This window comes from Sorangium sp. So ce375, assembly GCF_051473855.1.
GTDB lineage: Bacteria > Myxococcota_A > Polyangia > Polyangiales > Polyangiaceae > Sorangium.
In genome coordinates this window covers 6,946,673-6,967,103 of the sequence record NZ_CP150335.1, presented here as the reverse complement: position 1 = coordinate 6,967,103, position 20,431 = coordinate 6,946,673, and the positions used below count along the sequence as shown (strand labels likewise).

The following is a 20,431-nucleotide window of genomic DNA, read 5'->3' as shown; positions in this document are numbered from 1 at the left end:
GTCGCCACGGCTGCCGCGAGCGACGGTGTCGGTGAAGAGGGAGCCTGGAGCGCCGCTGCTCCAGGCTCGAGCCTCACCGCGGCGGGCGACTGAAACAGCAGCTCACACCGTTCATTCCAGGATCCCCGCGGCGTCCGGCTCGGCGTCGAGCGCTGCGCTGGCCCGCTTGGTTGCGCGGCCCAGCGGCACTGTCTAGGCTCGTCCGCTGGACAGCGAGCGATGCGCGAGCGCCGCGGCGGGCCGCCGAGCTCGCCGCTGGAGCGGCGGCGCTGGAGGGAGGGGATCATCCATGTGCGGCATTGCTGGATGGGTGGACTACGAGCGCGATCTGACGCGGGAGCGCGACGCCCTGCGAGCGATGACAGAGACGATGAGGCTCCGCGGCCCGGACGACGAAGGGTCATGGCTCGCTCCGCGCGCGGCCCTCGGTCACCGCCGCCTCGCCATCATCGATCTCGAGGGGGGTCATCAGCCGATGATCGCCGACCAGGACGGCGCGCCGGTGGCCGTGCTCATCTACACGGGCGAGGTCTACAATTTCCGCGAGCTGCGCGGCGAGCTCGAGGCCCGCGGCCACCGCTTCAAGACGCACAGCGACACCGAGGTCGTGCTCCGTGCGTATCTCGAGTGGGGCGCGGGTTTCCCCCGGCGGCTCAACGGCATGTACGCCTTCGCCCTCTGGGATGTCCGGGCAGAGGAGCTGTTGCTCGTCCGGGACCGGCTGGGCATCAAGCCGCTGTTTTACCAGCGGACCGGCAGAGGGGTGCTCTTCGGCTCGGAGCCCAAGGCCATCCTCGCGAACCCGCTCGCGTCGCCCGTGGTGGACGTGGGCGGCCTGCGCGAGCTCCTCGCCTTCGTCAAGACGCCGGGGGCCGCCGTGTTCCGCGACATGCGCGAGGTCCGGCCCGGCCACGTCGTGCACGTGCGGAAAGATGGGATCTCCGAGCGTCGCTACTGGGCGCTCGAGTCGAGGCCGCACGAGGACGACCTGAAGACCACGATCCGCACCGTCCGCGAGCTGCTCGACGACATCGTGGCTCGACAGCTCATCTCCGATGTCCCCCTTTGCTCCCTCCTGTCCGGAGGGCTGGACTCCAGCGCCGTGACCGCCCTCGCGCAGAGGGCGCTCACTGCGGAGGGCGGGGGGCCCGTGCGCTCCTTCTCCGTCGAGTTCGCGGGGCAGGCCGAGCACTTCACGCCGGACGCGCTGCGGGGCACGCCGGACGCGCCGTACGTCGCCGATGTCGCGCGGCACGTCGGGTCGGACCACGCGGAGATCGTGCTCTCCGCAGCCCAGCTGGCCGATCCCGAGATCCGCGCCGCCGTGCTGCGCGCCCGGGATGTCCCGATCGCCTTCGGGGACCTGGATACGTCGCTGTACCTCCTCTTCCGCGCCATCCGGGAGCGCTCCACGGTGGCGCTCTCCGGCGAGTCGGCCGACGAGGTCTTCGGCGGATACCTCTGGTTCCACGACCCGGAGACGGTGGCGGCGGAGACGTTCCCCTGGATCGCCATGCGCATGAAGATCCGAGGCGGGAGCGCCGCGTCGGCGCTGTTCGACCCTGCGCTCCTCGCCCAGATCGACCTCTCGGGTCACGTCGCCGCGCGCTATCGGGAGGCCCTCGCCGAGGTCCCGCGCCTGCAGGGCGAGGACGGAGCGGAGCGGCGTATGCGCGAGATAAGCTATCTGCACCTGACGCGGTTCCTGCCGATCCTGCTCGATCGCAAGGATCGTATGAGCATGGCGAACGGGCTCGAGGTCCGGGTGCCCTTCTGCGACCACCGGCTCGTGGAGTACGTGTTCAACGCGCCCTGGTCGATGAAGACCTTCGATGGGCGCGAGAAGAGCCTGCTGCGCGCCGCGTCCGAGGATCTCCTGCCGCGCTCGGTGCTCGACCGCCGGAAGAGCCCGTATCCGGCGACGCAGGATCCGGCGTATGCGCAGCGGCTCCGGGGCCAGGTCGCCGAGCTCCTCGCCAGCGAGGACGCGCCGGTGCTGCCGCTCCTCGACATGGCCCGGGCCCGCGCCATCGCGGCGGAGCCCGGAGGATCGGTCGATGAGATCGTCCGGTCGAGCATGAATCAAATCCTCCTGCTCAACGACTGGCTCGCTCGCTATCAGGTCAAGCTCGCGCTCTGAGCCTCCGCGGCGCGCGCCGGCGGCGAGCACGACCGCGGCCGTGCCCGGAGGGCCGGCTCGCGCCGTCGAGCCGCTGGCGGGCCCATGCGTCAACCGCCGGTTGACATCGTTGACGGCGGACCATGACAGCGGCAAGCGTGCCTGTTGACCGAAGCGGACGATATGCCGTCCTTCAGCGGAAAAATGCACTCATGGCGCCCTGAGCGGCGGCCGCGAGCGATGGCGCTCCATGGCCCGGGCGTTGCTATCAAGTTGTGACGTCATGACGTCGTGACGTCGTGACGTCACGAAGACATCGCGAGGACATGACGACCCGTGGGGAGGGGTGCGGAGTCGGAGTGAAGTGTGGGAGTCATCGCTCGCGTACAACGTTAACGGTTGAGGGTTAGAATCATGAGCTTGAGATTGACCTATGCTTTCGGTGCGCTGCTGTCGTTCGGTCTCGTCGGCTGCCTCGCCGCGGACGGCGCCGACCTGGACGTCGACGTCGACTCGGCGAGCGACGCGCTCAGCGCCGTGAAGATCGAGGCCGAGAACCAGAGCTGGTCTGTTTCGTCGGGCGACAAGATCGAGGACAACGCGGACAACGTGAAGTTTCGCGCCAACCAGAGCGGCGATACCTTCAAGTTCTCCACGTCGGTCGCGTCGGGCACGTACAAGATCGTCCTTCGTTATGCCAAGCGGAACGTGTATGGCAAGTACGAGCTCGCCGTGAAGGGCTCGTCGGTGAAGTCGTTCGACGCTTATGGCTCCTCCACCGGCGACAGCTGGACGACCGCGACGCTCGGGGAGAAATCGCTCTCTGGAAACGTCGAGTTCACGTTCACCTGCAAGGGCAAGAGCTCCTCGGCGTCCGGGTACGACCTGAAGGTCGACTACATCGAGCTCGTGCCGGTGGACGGCGGCGGCTCGGGCGGCGGCACCACAACGGCGGGGAACGGCGGCGTCGTCAGCTCGACGATCATCGTGAAGGCGGGCGAGACGTTCGACGGCGGCGGCAAGCGGTACATCGCCGACAAGAACACGCTCGGGGACGGCAGCCAGGCCGAGGACCAGAAGCCGGTGTTCAAGCTCGAGGACGGCGCGAAGCTGAAGAACGTCGTCCTCGGCGCTCCGGCCGCCGACGGTATCCATACGTACGGCAACGTCACGCTCGAGAACATCGTCTGGGAGGACATCGGCGAAGACGCCCTGACGGTCAAGAAGTCCGGCACCGTGGTGTTGAACGGCGGCTCCGCGAAGAACGGCGACGACAAGGTGTTCCAGATCAACGCGGCCAGCACGTTCAAGGTCTCGAATTTCAAGGCGGAGAACGCCGGCAAGTTCATCCGGCAGAACGGCGGGACCGACTTCAAGGTCGACGTCTTCATCGACCGGTGCGACATCTCGAAGATGAAGGAGTCCATCTTCAGGACGGACAGCGGCAGCAGCAGCGTTACGATGACGAACACCCGCTACAGCGCCATCGGCAAGGAGCTCTTCATGGGCGTGAGCTCCTCGAAGATCACCACGTCCAACAACACGCAATACTGATCCTGCCGTCCGTGGCCAGAGCCCGCCGCTCGCGGAGCGCGACGCTCAGCGCCGACGAAGCTCTGTTGGATCTGCACGTTTCCGCCAGGGCAGGAGCGTCCTCGCGGGCGCTCCTGAGCGCTCTTGGGCGGTGTCAAGGGTCAAGGATCCTCCGCTCCGGCTCCACCTCTTCGTCGGAGTGGCGAGCCACGCGGAGCGGTGCGTCGCCATGAGAACGTTCACATGATGTTCGCGTACTGCCACCGTCGCTCACGCTCCGGGAAATGTACCGCAAAGTTGCGGATCTTTGTCGCGAGGGGGAGAGACGGTCATCGCGGTAGGAACGCCGGTGTGGCATCATGCGCCAATGCGTACCATCACGGATAGGCTTACACGTAGCGCTCGATACCTCGCCTTCGCGGCCATGCCATTCGCCGTACTGAACTGCTCCAGCAGCGATCCCGATGTGTCGGGGGACGGCGGGGGTAGCGCGGCGAGCACCAGCTCCCAGAGCGCCAGCAGCAGCAGCAGCAGCGCCAACAGCTCGAGCTCGACCGGAGGCGACGCCGCGACCACCACGACGGCGGGGCAGGGGGGCAGCGGAGAGGGCGGCGGCTCGACGGGCGACGGCGGCTCGACGGGCGATGGCGGCGGCACGCAGTCCGGGGAGTTCTCGCTCGCGAGCGCCAATCACGAGGAAGGCGCCAAGTTCGCTGACAAGTACACCTGCCAGACCGCCGGCTTCCAGGGCAGCGTCATGCCGGAGCTCCACTGGACCCCAGGGCCCGCGGGCACGAAGAGCTACGCCATCACCTTCATCGATGTCACCCTGGCGCACGGGACGCCGTCGCAGCTCAACGGCTATCACTGGGTTCTGTACAACATTCCTCCCACCGTCACCTCGCTGAAGGAGGGGTTCAAGCAGGCGGACGCGGCGCAGATCAAAGCCATGCAGAATTCGAACTACCTCGGGCCTTGCCCCAATTTCGGCAGCGCGACCGGCACCAAGACCGACAACTACGAGTTCACCATCTACGCGCTCGCCGAGGACTCGATCACGATCACGGGCTCGGGCACGATGGCCGTGAAGGACGCGGAGACCAAGCTCGAGGCGAACAACCTGGACAGCGCCAAGCTCACCGGTACGTCCAACGCCGCCTCGACTCGATGAAGCGGTAGCGGGCGTCGACGCCCACGGGGGGCCTCGTGGCCGCAGGACGGCACGATGCCCCCGCGCTCGCCGCGCGATATTGCCCGCTCCTTCGAGCCCATGCCCGCCCCGCTTGCGCGCGAGGAGCCCTGTCGAGCCGCGGGGCGATCTCCGAGATCATCGCGCGAGGGGTGTCTCGAACATCGAGCCGCAGGAGCCACGGACGACTGGAGCTCTCCTGTGGTCTCTCGATTCTGAGGCATCCCCCTCGAATTTGCCGCTGCTGACTCGAGCCGTCCGTCATCCAGACGTGGGCTCCCGGCGGCGGCCCTCCGGGCGCTTCGGGGCCTGCTGCGCGGAAGACTGGCTCTCTGCCAGCCTGCCGCTCTCCGTCTCGATCAGCTTCTTCTCGTACCAGGGCCGCGTGGCGTGCGCGCGGATGAGATAGGCGAGCGCGATGACGCCGAGGAGCGGCAGGGCGCTGTAGGCCGCGGAGTGAGCCGTCACGTCGGGGCCGATCGCGCTGGCTGAGCTCCACGAGGCGACGTGGCGCGCCTTCACCGTATCGCCCTCGCGGAGCCGGGCGAATGCGCCGTGGGACACCTCGTCGGAGAACGCGGATCCATCGGCGCCCCGCATCGTGACCTCGAAGCGGGTGTGATCGCCGTCCTCGTGCTCGCGGAGCTGCGTCACGCGCACATCCGCCGTGTCCCCCAGCCAGCGGCGCGCGTGGAAGGCCGCGAACGCGGCGTTGAACGCGAGCGACGCGACGACAGCGGCGATGGCCCACCGCTCGTGGAACGCCGCCCTGCGCGCGAACCGCTCGCCGAGCGGCTCGGACGAGAGGAGCATGCGGCCACCGCGCGGGGGCGCGAGCAGGTATCCCTGCGCCTGCTCGCGGTACCCCTGGGCCTGCGCCTCGGGATCGGGCGCCCGCCGGAGCTCGCCGATCGCGAAGACCCTCTCGCCTGGCAGCAGCTCGGCCACGCGGACGCGCCGGGTGAGATCGACCCGGATCATGCCGTCCAGCGCGTCGACGAGCTTCACCTCCGCGCCCGGCTCGACCCGGATGCGCGCGCCGGACGCGTGGCGGAGATAGAACGGGTGGACACGGACCTTGCGGCCTGTCTCGGCCCACTGGTGGGTCCAGACGCCGGAGGTCTCGGACTCGGAGCCCTCCTGCTCGACCTCGACGCGCACCGCCACGTCCGCGCCTTGCTCCCGCTCGACGGTGCCCACGACGACGGCCTCGCCGGGCGCGAGCGCGGCGCCAGGCCTGAACGAGGCCTCGGCCTGCTCAGCGGCGCGGCGCTGCCGGCGCGAGAGCCGGAGCGCGATCGCCGCGAGGGCGAGCAGGCCGGCCGTCGCGACGCCCTCCACGAGGAGCGACGACAGCCCGGCGTCGAGGTGGTATCGGCTCACGAGCAGCCAGATCCGGGGTTCCATCGGCCGCCATGAGAGCGCAAAGCGGCCCGCCCGTGCGAAAAACCCAAGCGCACACACGGTACGGCCGCGGCACGCGCGCGCTGCGGGCTCGGCGCGCGCGCGCTGCGGGCTCGGCACGCGCGCTGCGGGCTCGGCGCGCGCGCAACGAGCTCTGCACACGCGCAACGAGCTCTGCACCCGCGCGCCATCGAGCCCGCATCACTCGGTGGACGTCGTACAAGTGCGGGCTCATCGCACCATCGGATCCGCTGTTCCACAGCACTCTGGCGGCGCATGCAGTCGTTGACGCCGCGACACGATGCACAGAGATTCCGCCCTCAACACCAGGCCAGGGACGAGGAGGGTTTCCATGCGCCCAGACGGTTTCTCGCTCTCGTGCTCGGCGCTCGCGAGCGTCACGTTCATCGGCTTCCGCGGAACCGAGCACGTCTCGCAGCCGTACGAGTTCGAGCTCTTCTTCTCCGTCCCGACGAGCACCGATGTGCGCAAGGCGGTGGGCGAGCGGGCGACGGTGCGCGCGAGCCGCGGGGAGGGGAAAGACCCGCTCGTCCTGCACGGTGTCATCGCGAGCGTGCGCCTCTTGCACCAGAACGCGGATCGGGCGCTGTACCAGGCGCTGCTCGTGCCGAAGCTCTGGTTCCTGCGCCATTTCTGGCGCAGCCACGTCTTCACGAACCAGCCCGTGAAGGAGTTCCTCTCGGCGACGCTCCAGAACGGCGGGCTCGCCGCGAGCGACTTCCGCTTCTCGATCGACGACGGCGACTACCCTGTCGAGGAGTTCGTCGCGCAGTACCGCGAGACGCACCTCGCGTTCTTCCACCGGTGGCTCGAGCGCGAGGGCCTCTACTACTTCTTCGAGCACCCGGAGGACGGGCCCGGCGAGGTGCTCGTCATCGTCGACGACCGCGGGCTGCACGACGACTTCCCGGGCGGCGGGGCCGTGCGCTACGTCCCGCTCTTCGGCGACGACGTGACCGCGCCGCCGGGCCTGCACCAGATGGAGCAGACCGTGCAGTGGCTCCCGAAGAGCGTCACCATCGCCGATTACAACTACGCGAACCCGTCCGCGTCGGTGAAGGGCGAGAGCAGCATCACGGCCAACGGGGTGGGCGCGATCCACGAATACGGCTTCCGCGTGTTCGTGCAGAGCGACGCCGAGCGCCTCGCGCAGGTGCGCGCGCAGTCGATCGGCTGCCGCGAGGTGACCCTGCGCGGGAGCGGCGACGTGCTCGGGCCGCGGGCCGGGTACCGGTTCTCGCTGGACGACCAGCCGGCGGACATCGTCGACCAGTGGCTCGCGCTGGAGGTGCAGTACAGCGCGTCGATCGCCGGGATCACGCCCGAGACCGCGCGGCTGACGGGGCTCTCGGGCAAGGACCTCTACGCGATCAAGCTGCTCGCGATCCCGGCCGACGTGCAGTTCCGCATGCCGCAAGCGACGCCGTGGCCGCGCATCTACGGGTTCGAGAACGCGATCGTCTGCGGCCCCGGCGACAGCCAGTACGCGCAGATCGACGCGGACGGGCGCTACCTCGTGCGCTTCGAGTTCGACACGAGCGGGCTGCCCGACGCGCGCATCTCGACGCGGGTGCGCATGATGCAGCCCCACGGCGGGACGACGGAGGGCTTCCATTTCCCGCTGCGCAAGGGCACCGAGGTGATGATCGCGTTCCTCGGCGGCGACCCGGACCGGCCCTTCATCGCCGGCGTCGTGCCGAACGCGCACCGGCCGAGCGTGGTCGCGGAGCGCAACCTCAGCCAGAACATCATCCGGACCGGGAGCGGCAACCAGCTCGTGCTCGAGGACGAGCAGGGCAAGGAGTTCATCTTCCTCCACACGCCGAACAACCGCACCGGCATCTACCTGGGGACGCCGAGCGGCAACCACGCGTCGGTCTACACGGGCGACGGCGACAAGACCGGCACGTTCCTGTCCCCCGAGAACGCCGACCCGGCCATCGCCGGCAGCAGCCTCGTCGACGTCACGTTCAGCTACCTGGAGACGACCTCGGGGGACGGCGGCTCATGGATCGGCGGCGACTCCTGGGAGAACGTCAGCGGCAGCAAGTTCAGCATGGTCGTGGGCGACCTCTGGGCGGGCGTCGGCGGGACGTACACGCTCCAGGTCACCGGCGCGGCGGAGGAGACGTACTACGCGACGCGCACGACCACGATCAAGACGGGCCGCGTGGACACGGTGGAAGCCGGCGGCATGAAGCAGACGATCACCGACGGGATGGAGCTGACCATCACGAGCGGCGGGATGAAGCACGACGTCCACGGCGAGCTCACGCAGACGATCGAGCCGGGGGGCTCGTCGACGGTGACCGGGCCGTGGAAGCACAAGGTCACGGCCGAGAACTTCGACGACTACAAGAGCTGGAAGACGGAGGTCGCCACCACCTGGAACGGCCACTTCGGCGGGAACGTCGACCTGAAGTGCGACACGAACTTCCTGATCAAGGCGCCCAACGCGAAGATCACGGCCACCAACCTGAAGTGGGAGGTGCTCGGGCTGACGTTCGACCTGACGCCGAACAAGCACGAGCTCTTCGTCTACAAGGGCGCGAGCGGCATCATCAAGACGGACCACGCCGCGCTCGCCCAGCAGGCCTACGGGCTCAAGGTCGAGACGTCGCTGATCAAGCTCGACTTCGCCGCGATGGATAAGAAGGCCGTCGGCGCCAGGATGGATCAGTTCGGCACCTACCTGAGGCAGCAGGCGATCGCCATGATCCTCGCGGGGGTCCTGGCGTACAACTCGGCTTTCACGAAGATCTGAGCGCGGATGCGAGTCGTCAAACCCCTCAAGATCCCGGCGCTCACGCGCGTCGTCGAGATCGCGCGGCGCCCCAGGTTCCACGTGGGCGCGATGGTGGCGTTCCCCCTCGACGCGCCGCGCGCGCTCGTCGACGAGATGAGTTTCTGGCAGGCCGCGACCGCGGAGCTCGGGAGCATCCCGCTCGACGAGGGCATCGCGAAGGCGCGCGGCGAGCTGCTCGTCGCGGGCCGGTGCCACGCCCCGGAGGGCCGCCGCGTCGCCGCGTCGTTCGTCCGCGCGCGGCTCGGCTCCGTCGACAAGCGCCTGGCCGTGCTGGGCGAGCGGTACTGGAGCGGCCACGGCTTCACGGAGCCCGAGCCGTTCTCGGAGATGCCGATCGACTGGGCGCGCGCGCTCGGCGGGCCGAAGGACGCGGCGAACCCCTACGGGAAGGGGATCGAGGACGTCGAGCGCGGCGGGCAGCGCGTCCGGCCGCTGCCCAACGTGGAGCACTACGGCGCGCTGATCCGCTCGCCCGGCGACCGGCCGGGCCCGGCGTCCTTCCTCGCGATGGACCTGAGCTTCGCCCAGCGCCGCGCCCGCGCGGGGACGTACGGCGCGGACTACGCCGAGAAGTGGGCCCCCGGCCTGCCGCCCGACGTCGATCCCGCCTTCTTCAACGTCGCGCCGAGCGATCAGTGGAGCGCCGAGCCGCTCCGCGGCGACGAGGCGTTCCTCGTGGAGAACATGCACCCGACGCGCCCGCGCATCGAGGGCGCGCTCCCCGGCCTCGCCCCGCGCGTGCTCGTCACCCGCCGCGACGCGAGCGGGGAGGCGTTCCAGGAGCTCCCCGTCCGCTGCGACACGGTGTGGCTCTTCCCCTCGGCCAACCTCGGTGTGGTGATCTTCCATGGCTCGATGCCCGTGGCCGACGACGACGCGGCGGAGATCGTGGACCTCGTCGTCGCCTGCGAGGAGATCGGCCGCCCCCGGCCGATCGAGCACTACCGCGAGGCGCTCGCCCGGCGGATCGACAAGGACCGGGGCGCGATCGCGTCCCTCAGCGACAGCGATCTCATGCCGCCGCGCGAGTCGGGCGTCGCGGCGAACGTCGCCGGGATCGAGATGGTGCAGTGGCTCAAGAGCGAGAACCTCGCCGCGCAGAACCTGCGGCGCGGCGCCGAGCGGGAGCGCGAGCGCCGCCGCGGGGAGCTCCTCGCGGACGGCATCGACCCGGCGCGCTTCGGGCTCGACGGGCCGCTGCCGGAGGAAGAGGCGCCTCCGCCGATCGACGATCTCGACGCGCTGGTGGCGTACCTCAACGCGGCGTCGCGGAAGATGGAGGAGGAGGAGGAGAGGGCCGCCCGCCTGAAGAAAGAGGCCGAGGAGCGCATGAAGGCGCAGGCCGCGGACATGGAGGTGTCCGAGGAGGCGCTCCGGCGCGGCCAGACCGGGGAGGAGCCCCCCGGCGGCCCGCCGCGCTTCTCGGCCCGGGCGCAGCTCCAGCAGTACGCGGAGCTGGCCGAGGCCGCGCGCCTCGGCGGCGTGCCGAACCTCGAGCTGGAGGCGATGCTGGCGGATCCGGGGTTCCCCGAGCAGCTGCTCCGCCTCGAGCAGGCGGCGCGCGAGGGCTACCGCGGCTCGGCGCACCTGCGGTCCGCGGCCCTGCCGATGACCGCCGAGGCCGCGCAGATGGCGCGCGTCGTCATCGATGCGGCGCGCGAGGCGGGTGAGCCGCTCGACGAGCGCGACCTCACCGGCGCCGACTTCCGCGGGGTCGACCTGCGGGGGATGCGCTTCGCGCGCGCGTTCCTCGAGGGGGCCGACCTGCGCGGCTGCGACCTCTCGGGCGCGGTGCTCGAGGGGGCGGTGCTCGCGAAGGCCGACCTCACGGGCGCGAACCTCACGGGCGCGCGGCTCCGGGGCGCGAACCTGGGGAAGGCGAACCTCGAGGGGGCGGTGCTCGACGACGCCGATCTGACGGAGGCCGTGCTGATGGGCGCGAGGCTCGCCGGGGCGAGCCTGAAGCGGGCGCGGCTTGAGCGCGCCGACGTCCTCCAGGTGAGCTGGGCGGGCGTGGATCTGTCGGGCGCGGATCTCTCGCTCTGCTCGTTCCTCCAGGCGAGCTTCGCCGGGGCCAACCTGGGTGGGGCGAACCTCGAGCGGGCGACGCTGCTCGAGTGCTCGCTCGAGGGCGCGGACCTCTCTGGCGCGCGGCTGCACAAGACGACGCTGATGAGCTGCACGGGGGCGCGGGCGCGCTTCGCCGGCGCGTGCTTCTCCGAGGGGGTCGCCGTTCACAAGAGCGCCCTGCCGGAGGCCGACTTCCGCGACGCCGTGCTCGACAAAACCTGCTTCCGGACGACGGATCTGCGCGGCGCGCGCTTCGATCGAGCCCAGATGATGATGACCGATCTGTCCGAGGCGGACGCGACGGGCGCGATCTTCGATCGCGCCGTCATGAAGAACGCCCTTTTGATACGGACGAACCTCGATTCCGCCTCGCTCCGCGGGTGCAACCTGACGGAGGCGCTCCTCTCGAAATCGAGCCTTTCGGGGGCCGATTTCACGGGCGCGCAGCTCTGCCGGGCCGATTTCACCCGCGCGCGCGGGGACAGCCGGACGACCTTCGCCGAGGCGAGCGTCGATTTCACCCGGTTCGACCGGCAGGCGGGGCCGGCTCCTGGAGGCGCGACATGAACCGGGATGAGGTGCTCGACAAGGTCCGCCACGGGGAGCCGATCCAGGGCGTGGACATCTCTGGGCTCGACCTGACGGGCGCGGATCTCTCGGGCGCGGTGTTCGACCGGGTCCGCATGCCGCGTGGGATGCGGGGCGCGCTCGTCAAGGAGTCGACGTTCTCGGAGTGCGATCTGTCGGGCGTGGACGCGACCGGCGTGGACCTGCACCTGACGACCTTCGTCCGGAGCCGCCTCGACGGGGCGACGCTGTCGGGGGCGAGGCTCGTCGGGGCGACCTTCGCCGAGTCGACGTTCGAGGGGGCGGCGCTGTCCGGCGTGCAGGCGCCGATCGCGACCTGGACGACGTGCTCGCTCGAGCGCGCATCGTTCGAGGGGGCGAACCTCGACCGGGCGAACCTCGTCGAGGTCAGGGCCGGCGGCGCGAGCTTCGCGCGAGCGAACCTCGAGAAGGCGACGATGTACAAGCTCGACCTGAGCACCGCGCTGCTCGACGGCGCGAACCTGACGCTCACGACGCTGGTGGAGTCCGCGCTGGGCGCGCGGGGGTTCCAGGGGATACGGCTGTTCCGCACGCAGTTCATGCGCGGCAGCGTCGCGGGATCGAGCTTCGCGGGCTGCGACGCGACGCAGTGCAACTTCACCGGGGTCGACCTGTCAGGCTGCGATTTCTCCGATGCGGTCCTGACGCAGGCGCTCTTCGGCGATGCGAGCGCAGCGAAGGCGCGGTTCTTGCGGGCGAAGCTGCAGAACACGATCTTCGAGCGGGCCGCGCTGGCGGAGGCCGACTTCTCGGGCGCGGAGCTCGTCGAGTCGTACCTCGCGTTCGCCTCGTGCCCGGGGGCGCGCTTCGTCGGCGCGAAGCTCGCCTACGCGGACTTCTCGCACTGCGATCTCTCGGGCGCGGACTTCACGCAGGCCGCGATGTTCCGCACCAGGCTGCACCGCGCCCGCCGCGACGGGGCGCGGGTGCCGGCCGGCGCAGGCTGGCTCGGCGACGACGAGAAGCTCGCCGCGATCGAGGACTGGAAGCCGCGCCACGGCGGCGAGCGCGACGGCCAGCGCGCGTGACCGTGCGTAAGGTGCGGACCGCGCAACGTGGGTAATGCGCGCCGCGCAACGCGCAACACGCAACGACGAGACGTCGATGCGAGGCCGCGTGCCACGAAAATCGTTGATTTCTGCGGTGACATGGCTGAAACTAGCGTTGCAATGCGCACGTCCTGAACGGACGGATTCAGGCCGAGGAGACCCGAGATGCAGAGCATGGCGGCCCGCGAGCCCCTGACGGTGGCACACGACGACAGCGCGCAGGACGACCTCCTGGCCGGGGTGGATCTGCCGGCGATGGAGCGCTCCCCCTCGCCGCGGCGCGCGCCGTCGCTGGAGACGGGCGTCGTCCGGGGCACGGCGTCGGGGCTCGTGATCGAGCTCGGCGGCGGCCCGGTCGCGGCGCGGCGCGCGAAGAGCTGCCTCGTCGCGCCGGACGCCGGGGATCGGGTGCTCTGCGCGGTGGAGGGCGATCAGGTCTTCGTGCTGGCGGTGCTCGAGGGCGAGGCAGGCGCGACGACGCGGGTCGTCGCCGAGGGCGATCTGAAGGTGCAGGCGACGGGGAGGCTCGGGCTCGGCGCTGGCGACCAGATCGAGATCGCCGCGGTGAAGGAGGTGGGGCTGTTCGCGGGCAAGCTCCACGTCCGCGCGCAGACGGCGGCGGCCGCGATCGAGGAGCTCGGGCTCGTCGGCCGGTCGCTCGAGGCGCACCTCCAGAAGGCGGTCGTCGTCGCCGAGCGCATGGAGGCGCGCGCGGACCGGCTCGTGCAGCGCGCGAAGCAGGCGTTCCGCTTCGTCGAGGCGCTCGATCAGGTGCGCGCGGGGATCTTCGATCTCCGCGCGGAGGGCCTCGCGGCCGTCCGTGGAGAGAACACGATCGTCGCCGCGCGGACGCTGACGAAGGTCGACGGCGAGCAGGTCAAGATCGGCTGAAGGGGCGCGCTGCGCCGCGGATGCCAGCAACGACGAGGGTGAAGCGATGCTCGCGAAGACGACCGCAGGGGGGATGTGCATGGCGTTCCCGGACGTGTGCCTGACCCCGACGCCGGCCCCGGTGCCGATCCCGTACCCGAACATCTCGCTGCATCCGATGAGCGTGCTCTTCGTGCCGAACGTGCTCGTCACGTGCGCGCCGGCGCACAACATGCTGACGGTCGCGCCGCTCACGATGGGGGACAACCCGGGGGTCGCGCTCGGCGTCGCGTCCGGGATGGTGATGGGCCCGTCGCGCAACGTGACCGCGGCGTTCACGGTGATCGTCGGCTGCGCGCCGATGACGCGCCTGACGAGCATCTCGATTCAGAACAGCACGAACGCGCCGGGCATGGCCATCGTGCCGAGCGTCACCACCGTGGTCGTGCTCTCCCCGTGACGGTCGCGCGCAAGGGGTCCTCCATGAATGCTGCGACGGCGCCGGAGAAGAGCCCGCTGGCCGAGGCGCTCGCGAAGCTCGACGCGGCGATGCGCAGGCCGATGGGCAGCAGCGCCGATCCGGATCGGCGCCGCGTGGCAGCCCGGCTCGCGGATCTGGTCCGATGCGAGGACGACGAGCTCACGGCGTTCGCCAGCCGGCACCTGCTCGGCCGCGCGGCGGACGAGGCGGCGCTGCGCGCCGCGCGCGAGATGCTCCTGGCGATCGGCGGCGTCCTCGGTCCGGAGGGCGAGAGCGCCGAGGCGCTGGACGTGCTGAAGGACGCGCACGGGGCGCTCGAGGAGCGGCTGGCGGAGGCGAAGCGGGCCGCGGAGCGGCGTGCGGCGGAGGAGGCCGCGGAGCGGCGTGCGGCGGAGGAGGCCGCGGCGACGACGGGCGCGCCGGCGCTGGTCGAGGCGGAGGGGCCGCTGTCTCGCATGAGCGGGGGGCTGCCCTTCGTGGCGGCGGCCGGGGCGCGGCGTGAAGCGGAGGAGGTCGTGGCGGCGACGAGCGCGCCGGCGCTGGTCGAGGCGGAGGGGCCGCTGTCTCGCATGAGCGGGGGGCTGCCCTTCGTGGCGGCGGCGTCGATGGCGGTGCCCGCGCCGATGGCGGTGCCCGCGCCGATGGCGGTGCCCGCGCCGATGGCAGCACCGGCGCCGCTTGGCGTGCTCGCGCCCGCGCCTGCGCCGGTGGCCGAGCCCGAGCCCGTCTCGGCGCCCGCGTCGACACCCGCGCCCCAGTCCGTCACGCAGCCCGCGTTCGTGCCTGTCCCCGAGCCTGCGTCGGTTCCTCGGACGGATCCGCCGGTCAGCGGCGCGGAGTTGAGGCCCGCTGGCAAGACGCTCCCGGATGGAGCGAGGGTCCTCGACTCGGCGCTGCCCTTCATCCAGGTGGCCTCCGAGGAGCGCCCGCGGCCGTCCGTCGCACGCTTCGACGCGGCCCTTCCGTTTCAGCCGGTCGCGGGGCCCGACGGACAGCCGCCGCGCGAGCCCGCCCCGGCGCCCGCGCACCACGCCCCGGCGGCGTCGCCCCACCACGAGCGGCATTCCGTCGCGGCCGCGGCGAGCCCGCTGCCGGCCGCCGCGCCGAGCGCGCTGCCCGCTGCCACGGCGAGTCCACCGCCGGTCGCCGCGGCGAGCCCGCTGCCGGCCGCCGCGCCGAGCGCGCTGCCCGCTGCCACGGCGAGCCCGCTGCCGATCGCCACGCCGAGCGCGCTGCCGGTCGCCGCGCCGAGTGTCCCGCCCGCCTCCACGCCGGCCCCCGCGAGCACGGGCGACCCGCTCAGCGCGCGCCCGCCACCCTCGCTCACGCTCAACCAGTACGCCGGCCTCGTCGTCGCGTGCGAGCTCTACCCCGCCTACGTGGAGAGCACGAACGCACGCTACGGGGTCCCGACCTCCGCGGCGCGCGCCGCCCTCGACGCGTTCTGGGCAGGCCGGTTCGCAGCAGATCCCGCGCTCGCCCAGCGCTGGCCGGAGCTCTGCGAGGCCGCGCGCAGGTACTTCCTGCAATCGCGCTGAACGCACGCAGAGACCCGACCCAGGTTGACGAGACCCGACCCAGGTTGACGGCGAGACCCGATCCGGGTTGACCAGACCGGCCAGACCAGAGCCGACTCAGGTTGACCAGACCTGCGACCCGACGACCAGACCCGACTCAGGTTTGGTGGTCTGGCAACCCAGGTTGAGGTGGATCGACTAGGGCCGACTCAGGTTTGGGTGTTTAGCGACCCAAGTTGGGGCGGATCCAGAAGGGCATGGCACTGACCCAGGTAGGGGTGGACCGGGTGGATCAGGTGGCGGGCGAAGTGGCGGCCGCCACCTGTGGTGGCGCGGCCAGTGCTCGAAATGATTCACAAAAACCACCGGCACAGCATTTGTTGGTGTAAGCGGGCCATGAGCCACCCCCGCGAGATCGCTCCCGGCGCCACCTACATGATCACCCGTCGGGTCTTGCGCCGGCACCTGCTCTTTCGCCCCGATGCGGCCATCACCCAGCTCTTGGTCTACGCCCTCGCGGTCTCGGCCCGTCGCTTCGACATCAAGGTTCACGCGCTTTGCGCGATGTCGACGCATCTGCACCTGGTCGTGACGGACGTGAACGGGGTCCTGCCGCGCTTCTTGCAGTTCTTTCATCGCATCGTCGCGCTCGGCACCAAGGTGCTCCGTGCGTGGGAGGGACCGGTGTGGGACCACGAAGCCACGAGCGTTGTGCGCCTCCTGACGCGCGCTGCAGTGGTGGAGAAGATCGCCTACGTGCTCGCGAACCCTGTGGCCGCTGGCCTCGTCCGGCATGCATATGAGTGGCCGGGGGCGAAAGTCGATGTGGAGGAGCTCGGCCGTGGCGCGCTGCGCGCGGCGCGTCCTCAGGCGTATCTTGACCCGGAGAATCCTCAGTGGCCTAAGGAAGTGACGCTGCCGCTCGCGTTGCCGCCGGCGGTCGAGCAAGACAGCATCGATGATTTTCGCCGCGATGTCGCCGCCGAGCTCAAGGACCAGGAGGCGCAGGCCCATGCAGCGCTGCACCAGCAAGGGCGCCGCTTTCTTGGTGCTGAGCGAGTCAGCAAGCTCTCCCCGCACGAGCGCGTCACGAGCTTCGAGGCGCTGCGCGATCGCAATCCAACCTTTGCGGTTGGCCGCGAGCAGGGGGACGCATGGCGAATCGCAGGCGCAGCTGTGCGGGCGTTTCGCGCGTCGTACCGCGCGGCGCTTGAACGGTGGCGCGCCGGGGTACGCAGCGTGGTATTCCCGGTGGGAACCTGGTGGATGCGCACGTTCCACGGCGCCAGCGTGACGGATCTCGGGCTCACGGTGTAGATATCGGGTGGCGCTCTTCGTAGCAATGAGGGATGAGAGGATGGAGGAGGCGTTCGGCGCGCTGTTGCCGTGTCGTGGGGAACGTCCGCCTGGGTCGGTCGGGGCCGGGTCGATCGGGCCCAGCCCTGTGGCTCTCACCTATACATGCGGTCGATCCGCTCTTCTGGCGCGCGTGGGTCGAGCAGCAGGAGTGTCATGTAGAAGGCCCACTCCAGCGGCTTCATGGCGAGATAGACGACATCTGCGGCCCAGGCGGCGCTGATGTATCGGCTCACGGGGAGCCCCATCCGGTCGTAGAGCCGGCGCGCCGTGCGGCCGAAGCGCGGCCAGCGTTCGTGCAGCATATCCTCGAAGGCGTTTGCGATCGCGAGCTGGCGATTGACGATGATTGGCGTGCCGCCCCGCCGTCCGAGCCGGATCGGGCGCACAAGCCAGGCGTGGCCGTGCGCAGCGACGGTGCACAGGTAATGGCAGTCGCCGGGAAGCTCCACGATCGGGAGTTGCGACAGCGTGTAGCCACACGTGCGGGTGAAGACCTGGAGCGCGGCTGCCGGATGTCCCAGCCAGGCCGCGTGCAGGACGGCGTGAATCCCGAGCAGCACCGGCGACGCCGCGAGGGCGCGCCACAACGTCGGTCGGTGAATCGCGGCCGGTGGCGGGAGCGGGACCTGGGGAGGCCCGGCGCGATAGGCGGGATCCGCACCGGCCAGCGGAGCAGGTGCGCTGGCTTCGACGCCCCGCCGCACGAGGCGTGCGCGCAGCTCGACGGAATAGAAGACGACGGTGATCACAGGCGCGATGCACGGCAGGAGGACCGGCGGCAGGAGCAGGCCGGCCGCGACCCAGGGGCCGAAGTGCACCGCCAGCAGGAGATGGAGCGCAATCCCCAGGATCAGCGCTGCATGGACAACGAGCTCCGCGGGGCCGGGCAGCGCTTCTTTCCGGCGCCGTGAAACGACATAGGCGAGGGCGGTGAGCGCGTGCAGCGCGATCAGGCCGTGAACTTCGGGCTCGGCGAGCGGCCGGAACGCCGTGGTGCCCGCGTCGCACGCCAGGACAGTGCACGTCCCGGGGGCATCGTGGCTGTACGCCATCCCCCAGGTGGGCAGGAGGAGCAGCGTGAGCACCTCGGCCGCCACCTGGAACGGAGCGCGTCCCCGGCGCCGCATCGTGCGGTAGGTCAATACGGTCAGGCCGATCCAACCCGCCAGCCCGAGCGCTGCTGCGACGATGATCGCCCCATCGAGTCGGACCAGCAGCGTCGCGCCGAAGAGCAGCGCCGCGAGCACCGGGACGCCGTAGCCGGTGGCCACCAGGGCGGCGAGGGCTCCGTCGGCCAGCGAAAAGGGCTGCGTGGACGGGAGTTGCTGCGGCTCGGACGTGGGCTGCTGCGGTTCGGGCGTGGGCTGCTGCGGCTCGGGCGTGGGCTGCTGCGGTTCGGGCGTGGGCTGCTGCGGCTCGGACGTGGGCTGCTGCGGTTCGGGCGTGGGCTGCTGCGGCATGCGTCCACGATGCTAGCGGTTCCGGTCGCAGGAGATCCATCCCACGAGGCGGCGCGCGCGCCCGCCGCCGACCGGCATGGACAGCGCGGTCGCGCCTTGCAGAGGGCGCCGCGTTCGTTGCTCGGGCGGCGAGCCCCTGACGCTTCGAGAGGATGTTGGTAAAATCGATGGGATCTCGCATGAGCCCCGACCGAAAGCGCCGTCCGCGCCCCGCGATGTCTACCGAAGGGCGGCCGCTCCGGCGGCGGGCGCACGAGATCGTCGAGGAGTTCCTCACGTCGGCCATGAGCCACGAGGAGCAGGTGAGGCTCGCGCGTATCGTGCTCAGGTCCGGCTCCCGCGAGGCGCTCAACAGGCTCTTCGAATACTTCCAGCGATGCCAGGCCGAGACCCGGTGGGGAAGGGACAACCCCCTGCACGAGATCGTCGGGGCGATGCGCGTCCAGGCGATCAAGGCCCTCAAGGGCCCGCCAGGGCAATGCCGCAGGAATCACAGGAGCGCCCTCCTCGTCCTGTGGGTCGCCGGTCGTCCGGGCGACGTTCCGCTCCTCGTGTCGCTCCTGGCCGCGCAGGCCCCGGACGGACTGGATTGCGACCTATTGCCCGTGCTCCGGCAGGTCATTTCGGGCTATGAACCGAGCGATCCCCACCTCCTCGCCGCGATCGAGCGGTACATCGAGCGGGCAGCATCGCTCGAGGACGTCCGCTCTGCGTCGCTCGTCCTCGGCGAATACCGCGTTCCCGACGCCGAGCTCGCGCTCCAGCGGGCCCTCGCCTCTCCGGACCCGTGGCGCCGTGCTCCCGTGATGGCGGCCCTGATCGATCGGAATCCAGGGCAGCACCGGGATGCCGGCGAGGCGTTGCTGACGGAGCTGAAGCTGGAAGCGCGGGCGCCGGACGCCCGGGGCAAGGAATCGGTTCAGAGGGGGCTCGCCGAGGCGCTCGACCGGGCCAAGGAAGCGTCGGAGTCCAGGGAGGAGGCCAGACTGCCTCGGGTTTCCGAGGCGCAGCTCGAGGAGCTCGACCGCATGCCCGACGAGGACTGCGCGGCGTTCCTCGACAGGCTTGGACGGGAGTTCACTCTGGATCAGGAACGCCTGCTCCCGCGCCTCCAGGCCGCGTCCCTCGCCCGGAAGAAGGCGCTGCTCCGCGCCCTCGGGGCCGTGGCGACCGGCGGAACTCCGTTCTTCCATGCGGTATGGCCTTTCACCTCCGATCCCGACGAGGAGATCGCGGCGTTGGCCGTCGCCGCGTGCGGGGCCGCGCGCTCGGATCAGGCCAGGATGCGGCTGACGACGAGGCTCGAGGGCGCGATCGCTAGGGGCGACGCTGCTGCCGCAAGGCCGCTCCTGAGCGGCCTCCGCGGCTGTCTCCACGACGGCGCGGTGTGGGGCGCGGCGCTGTCCCTGCCGTGCGAGATCGCCCGGAAGCTGGCGATGGATGGGCTCGAGCACGCCTCCGTGCGTGGGCCAGCGATCGAGCTGCTGCGCGAGGCCGCGAGGCGCGAGAGCAACGAGGCGCTTCGCCGGCGGATGGACCTTCTTCTCCGGGAGCGCTGATTCCGGCGGTGGCGGCACGGAGTCGTCTGCGACCGTCGCCATCGTCCGTGACGTGGTTGGGCCACGCCAGGCTCGCGCTCGGGCTGGAGGGAAAGTGGGCGTGGCGGCGCTAGCGGCCCGCGGGCCCGAGCCGGCGCTCCTCGACCGGTGGCGGGGCGCGGAGGGGGTCTCCTGCACGAGCTCGTCGCCGTGGGTCAGCACGTGCCAGCGCGCCTCCTGCGGCTCGGGCGGCGGAAGACTCGACCTTCCTTGGACCTCCGGCGCGGGCTTCGGGCGCACGCGGAACCGCACCTGCCCGTCCTGCACATCCATCTGCGTCAGCTGCTGGTGGACCTCGACATCACGCGCCAGGAGGAGCGCTGGCTGACCTGGGAGATCCAGCCTC

At 70.7% G+C, this 20,431-nt stretch carries 13 protein-coding genes and 1 pseudogene; 12 read left to right on the top strand and 2 right to left on the bottom strand.

Annotated elements, in window-relative coordinates:
* Window positions 1-289 precede the first annotated feature (289 nt).
* The 4 genes and pseudogenes from asnB to WME90_RS25820 all read left to right on the top strand — a co-directional run bounded on the left by asnB (window position 290) and on the right by WME90_RS25820 (window position 4,823).
* Entirely contained in the window at window positions 290-2,140 is a 1,851-nt protein-coding gene (gene asnB, locus WME90_RS25835) for an asparagine synthase (glutamine-hydrolyzing) (RefSeq protein ID WP_437274657.1), read from the top strand.
* 393 nt (window positions 2,141-2,533) lie between these two features.
* Window positions 2,534-3,028, top strand: a pseudogene (locus tag WME90_RS25830) (pectate lyase); the annotation flags it as partial.
* Window positions 3,029-3,673, top strand: coding sequence for a pectate lyase (locus tag WME90_RS25825; RefSeq protein WP_437283657.1), 645 nt, complete (start codon window positions 3,029-3,031; stop codon window positions 3,671-3,673).
* 403 nt (window positions 3,674-4,076) lie between these two features.
* Window positions 4,077-4,823: a YbhB/YbcL family Raf kinase inhibitor-like protein gene (locus WME90_RS25820; RefSeq protein ID WP_437274656.1), complete on the top strand. Its 747-nt coding sequence runs from the start codon at window positions 4,077-4,079 to the stop codon at window positions 4,821-4,823.
* A 279-nt stretch (window positions 4,824-5,102) separates the two neighbouring features.
* On the opposite strand, the gene WME90_RS25815 is transcribed toward WME90_RS25820, so the two are convergent.
* The gene (locus tag WME90_RS25815; protein ID WP_437274655.1) at window positions 5,103-6,248 is read right to left on the bottom strand and encodes a hypothetical protein; all 1,146 of its coding nucleotides are present in this window, start codon (window positions 6,246-6,248) and stop codon (window positions 5,103-5,105) included.
* A 349-nt stretch (window positions 6,249-6,597) separates the two neighbouring features.
* Here WME90_RS25815 and WME90_RS25810 point away from each other — a divergent pair, with 349 nt between their 5' ends.
* The 7 genes from WME90_RS25810 (at window position 6,598) to WME90_RS25780 (ending at window position 16,985) form a co-directional block, all read left to right on the top strand.
* Window positions 6,598-9,030: a type VI secretion system Vgr family protein gene (locus tag WME90_RS25810; RefSeq protein ID WP_437274654.1), complete on the top strand. Its 2,433-nt coding sequence runs from the start codon at window positions 6,598-6,600 to the stop codon at window positions 9,028-9,030.
* A 6-nt stretch (window positions 9,031-9,036) separates the two neighbouring features.
* Window positions 9,037-11,709, top strand: a complete 2,673-nt coding sequence (locus WME90_RS25805) for a DUF2169 family type VI secretion system accessory protein (RefSeq protein WP_437274653.1) — start codon at window positions 9,037-9,039, stop codon at window positions 11,707-11,709.
* Window positions 11,706-12,779: a pentapeptide repeat-containing protein gene (locus tag WME90_RS25800; RefSeq protein ID WP_437274652.1), complete on the top strand. Its 1,074-nt coding sequence runs from the start codon at window positions 11,706-11,708 to the stop codon at window positions 12,777-12,779. The genes WME90_RS25805 and WME90_RS25800 overlap by 4 nt, the downstream gene beginning before the upstream one ends.
* Before the next feature lie 186 nt (window positions 12,780-12,965).
* Window positions 12,966-13,691 (top strand): DUF3540 domain-containing protein, encoded by a 726-nt coding sequence (locus WME90_RS25795; protein WP_437274651.1) that lies wholly within the window; start codon window positions 12,966-12,968, stop codon window positions 13,689-13,691.
* Between the two features lie 46 nt (window positions 13,692-13,737).
* On the top strand, window positions 13,738-14,130 hold the full coding sequence (locus WME90_RS25790; protein WP_437274650.1) for a DUF4150 domain-containing protein: 393 nt from the start codon (window positions 13,738-13,740) through the stop codon (window positions 14,128-14,130).
* A gap of 23 nt (window positions 14,131-14,153) precedes the next feature.
* On the top strand, window positions 14,154-15,689 hold the full coding sequence (locus tag WME90_RS25785; RefSeq protein ID WP_437274649.1) for a hypothetical protein: 1,536 nt from the start codon (window positions 14,154-14,156) through the stop codon (window positions 15,687-15,689).
* A gap of 375 nt (window positions 15,690-16,064) precedes the next feature.
* On the top strand, window positions 16,065-16,985 hold the full coding sequence (locus WME90_RS25780; RefSeq protein WP_437274648.1) for a transposase: 921 nt from the start codon (window positions 16,065-16,067) through the stop codon (window positions 16,983-16,985).
* 134 nt (window positions 16,986-17,119) lie between these two features.
* On the opposite strand, the gene WME90_RS25775 is transcribed toward WME90_RS25780, so the two are convergent.
* The gene (locus WME90_RS25775) at window positions 17,120-18,487 is read right to left on the bottom strand and encodes a DUF6688 family protein (protein WP_437274647.1); all 1,368 of its coding nucleotides are present in this window, start codon (window positions 18,485-18,487) and stop codon (window positions 17,120-17,122) included.
* Window positions 18,488-18,666: 179 nt separating this feature from the next.
* Between WME90_RS25775 and WME90_RS25770 the strand changes: the two genes are divergently transcribed.
* Entirely contained in the window at window positions 18,667-20,046 is a 1,380-nt protein-coding gene (locus WME90_RS25770) for a hypothetical protein (protein ID WP_437274646.1), read from the top strand.
* Window positions 20,047-20,431: the final 385 nt, after the last annotated feature.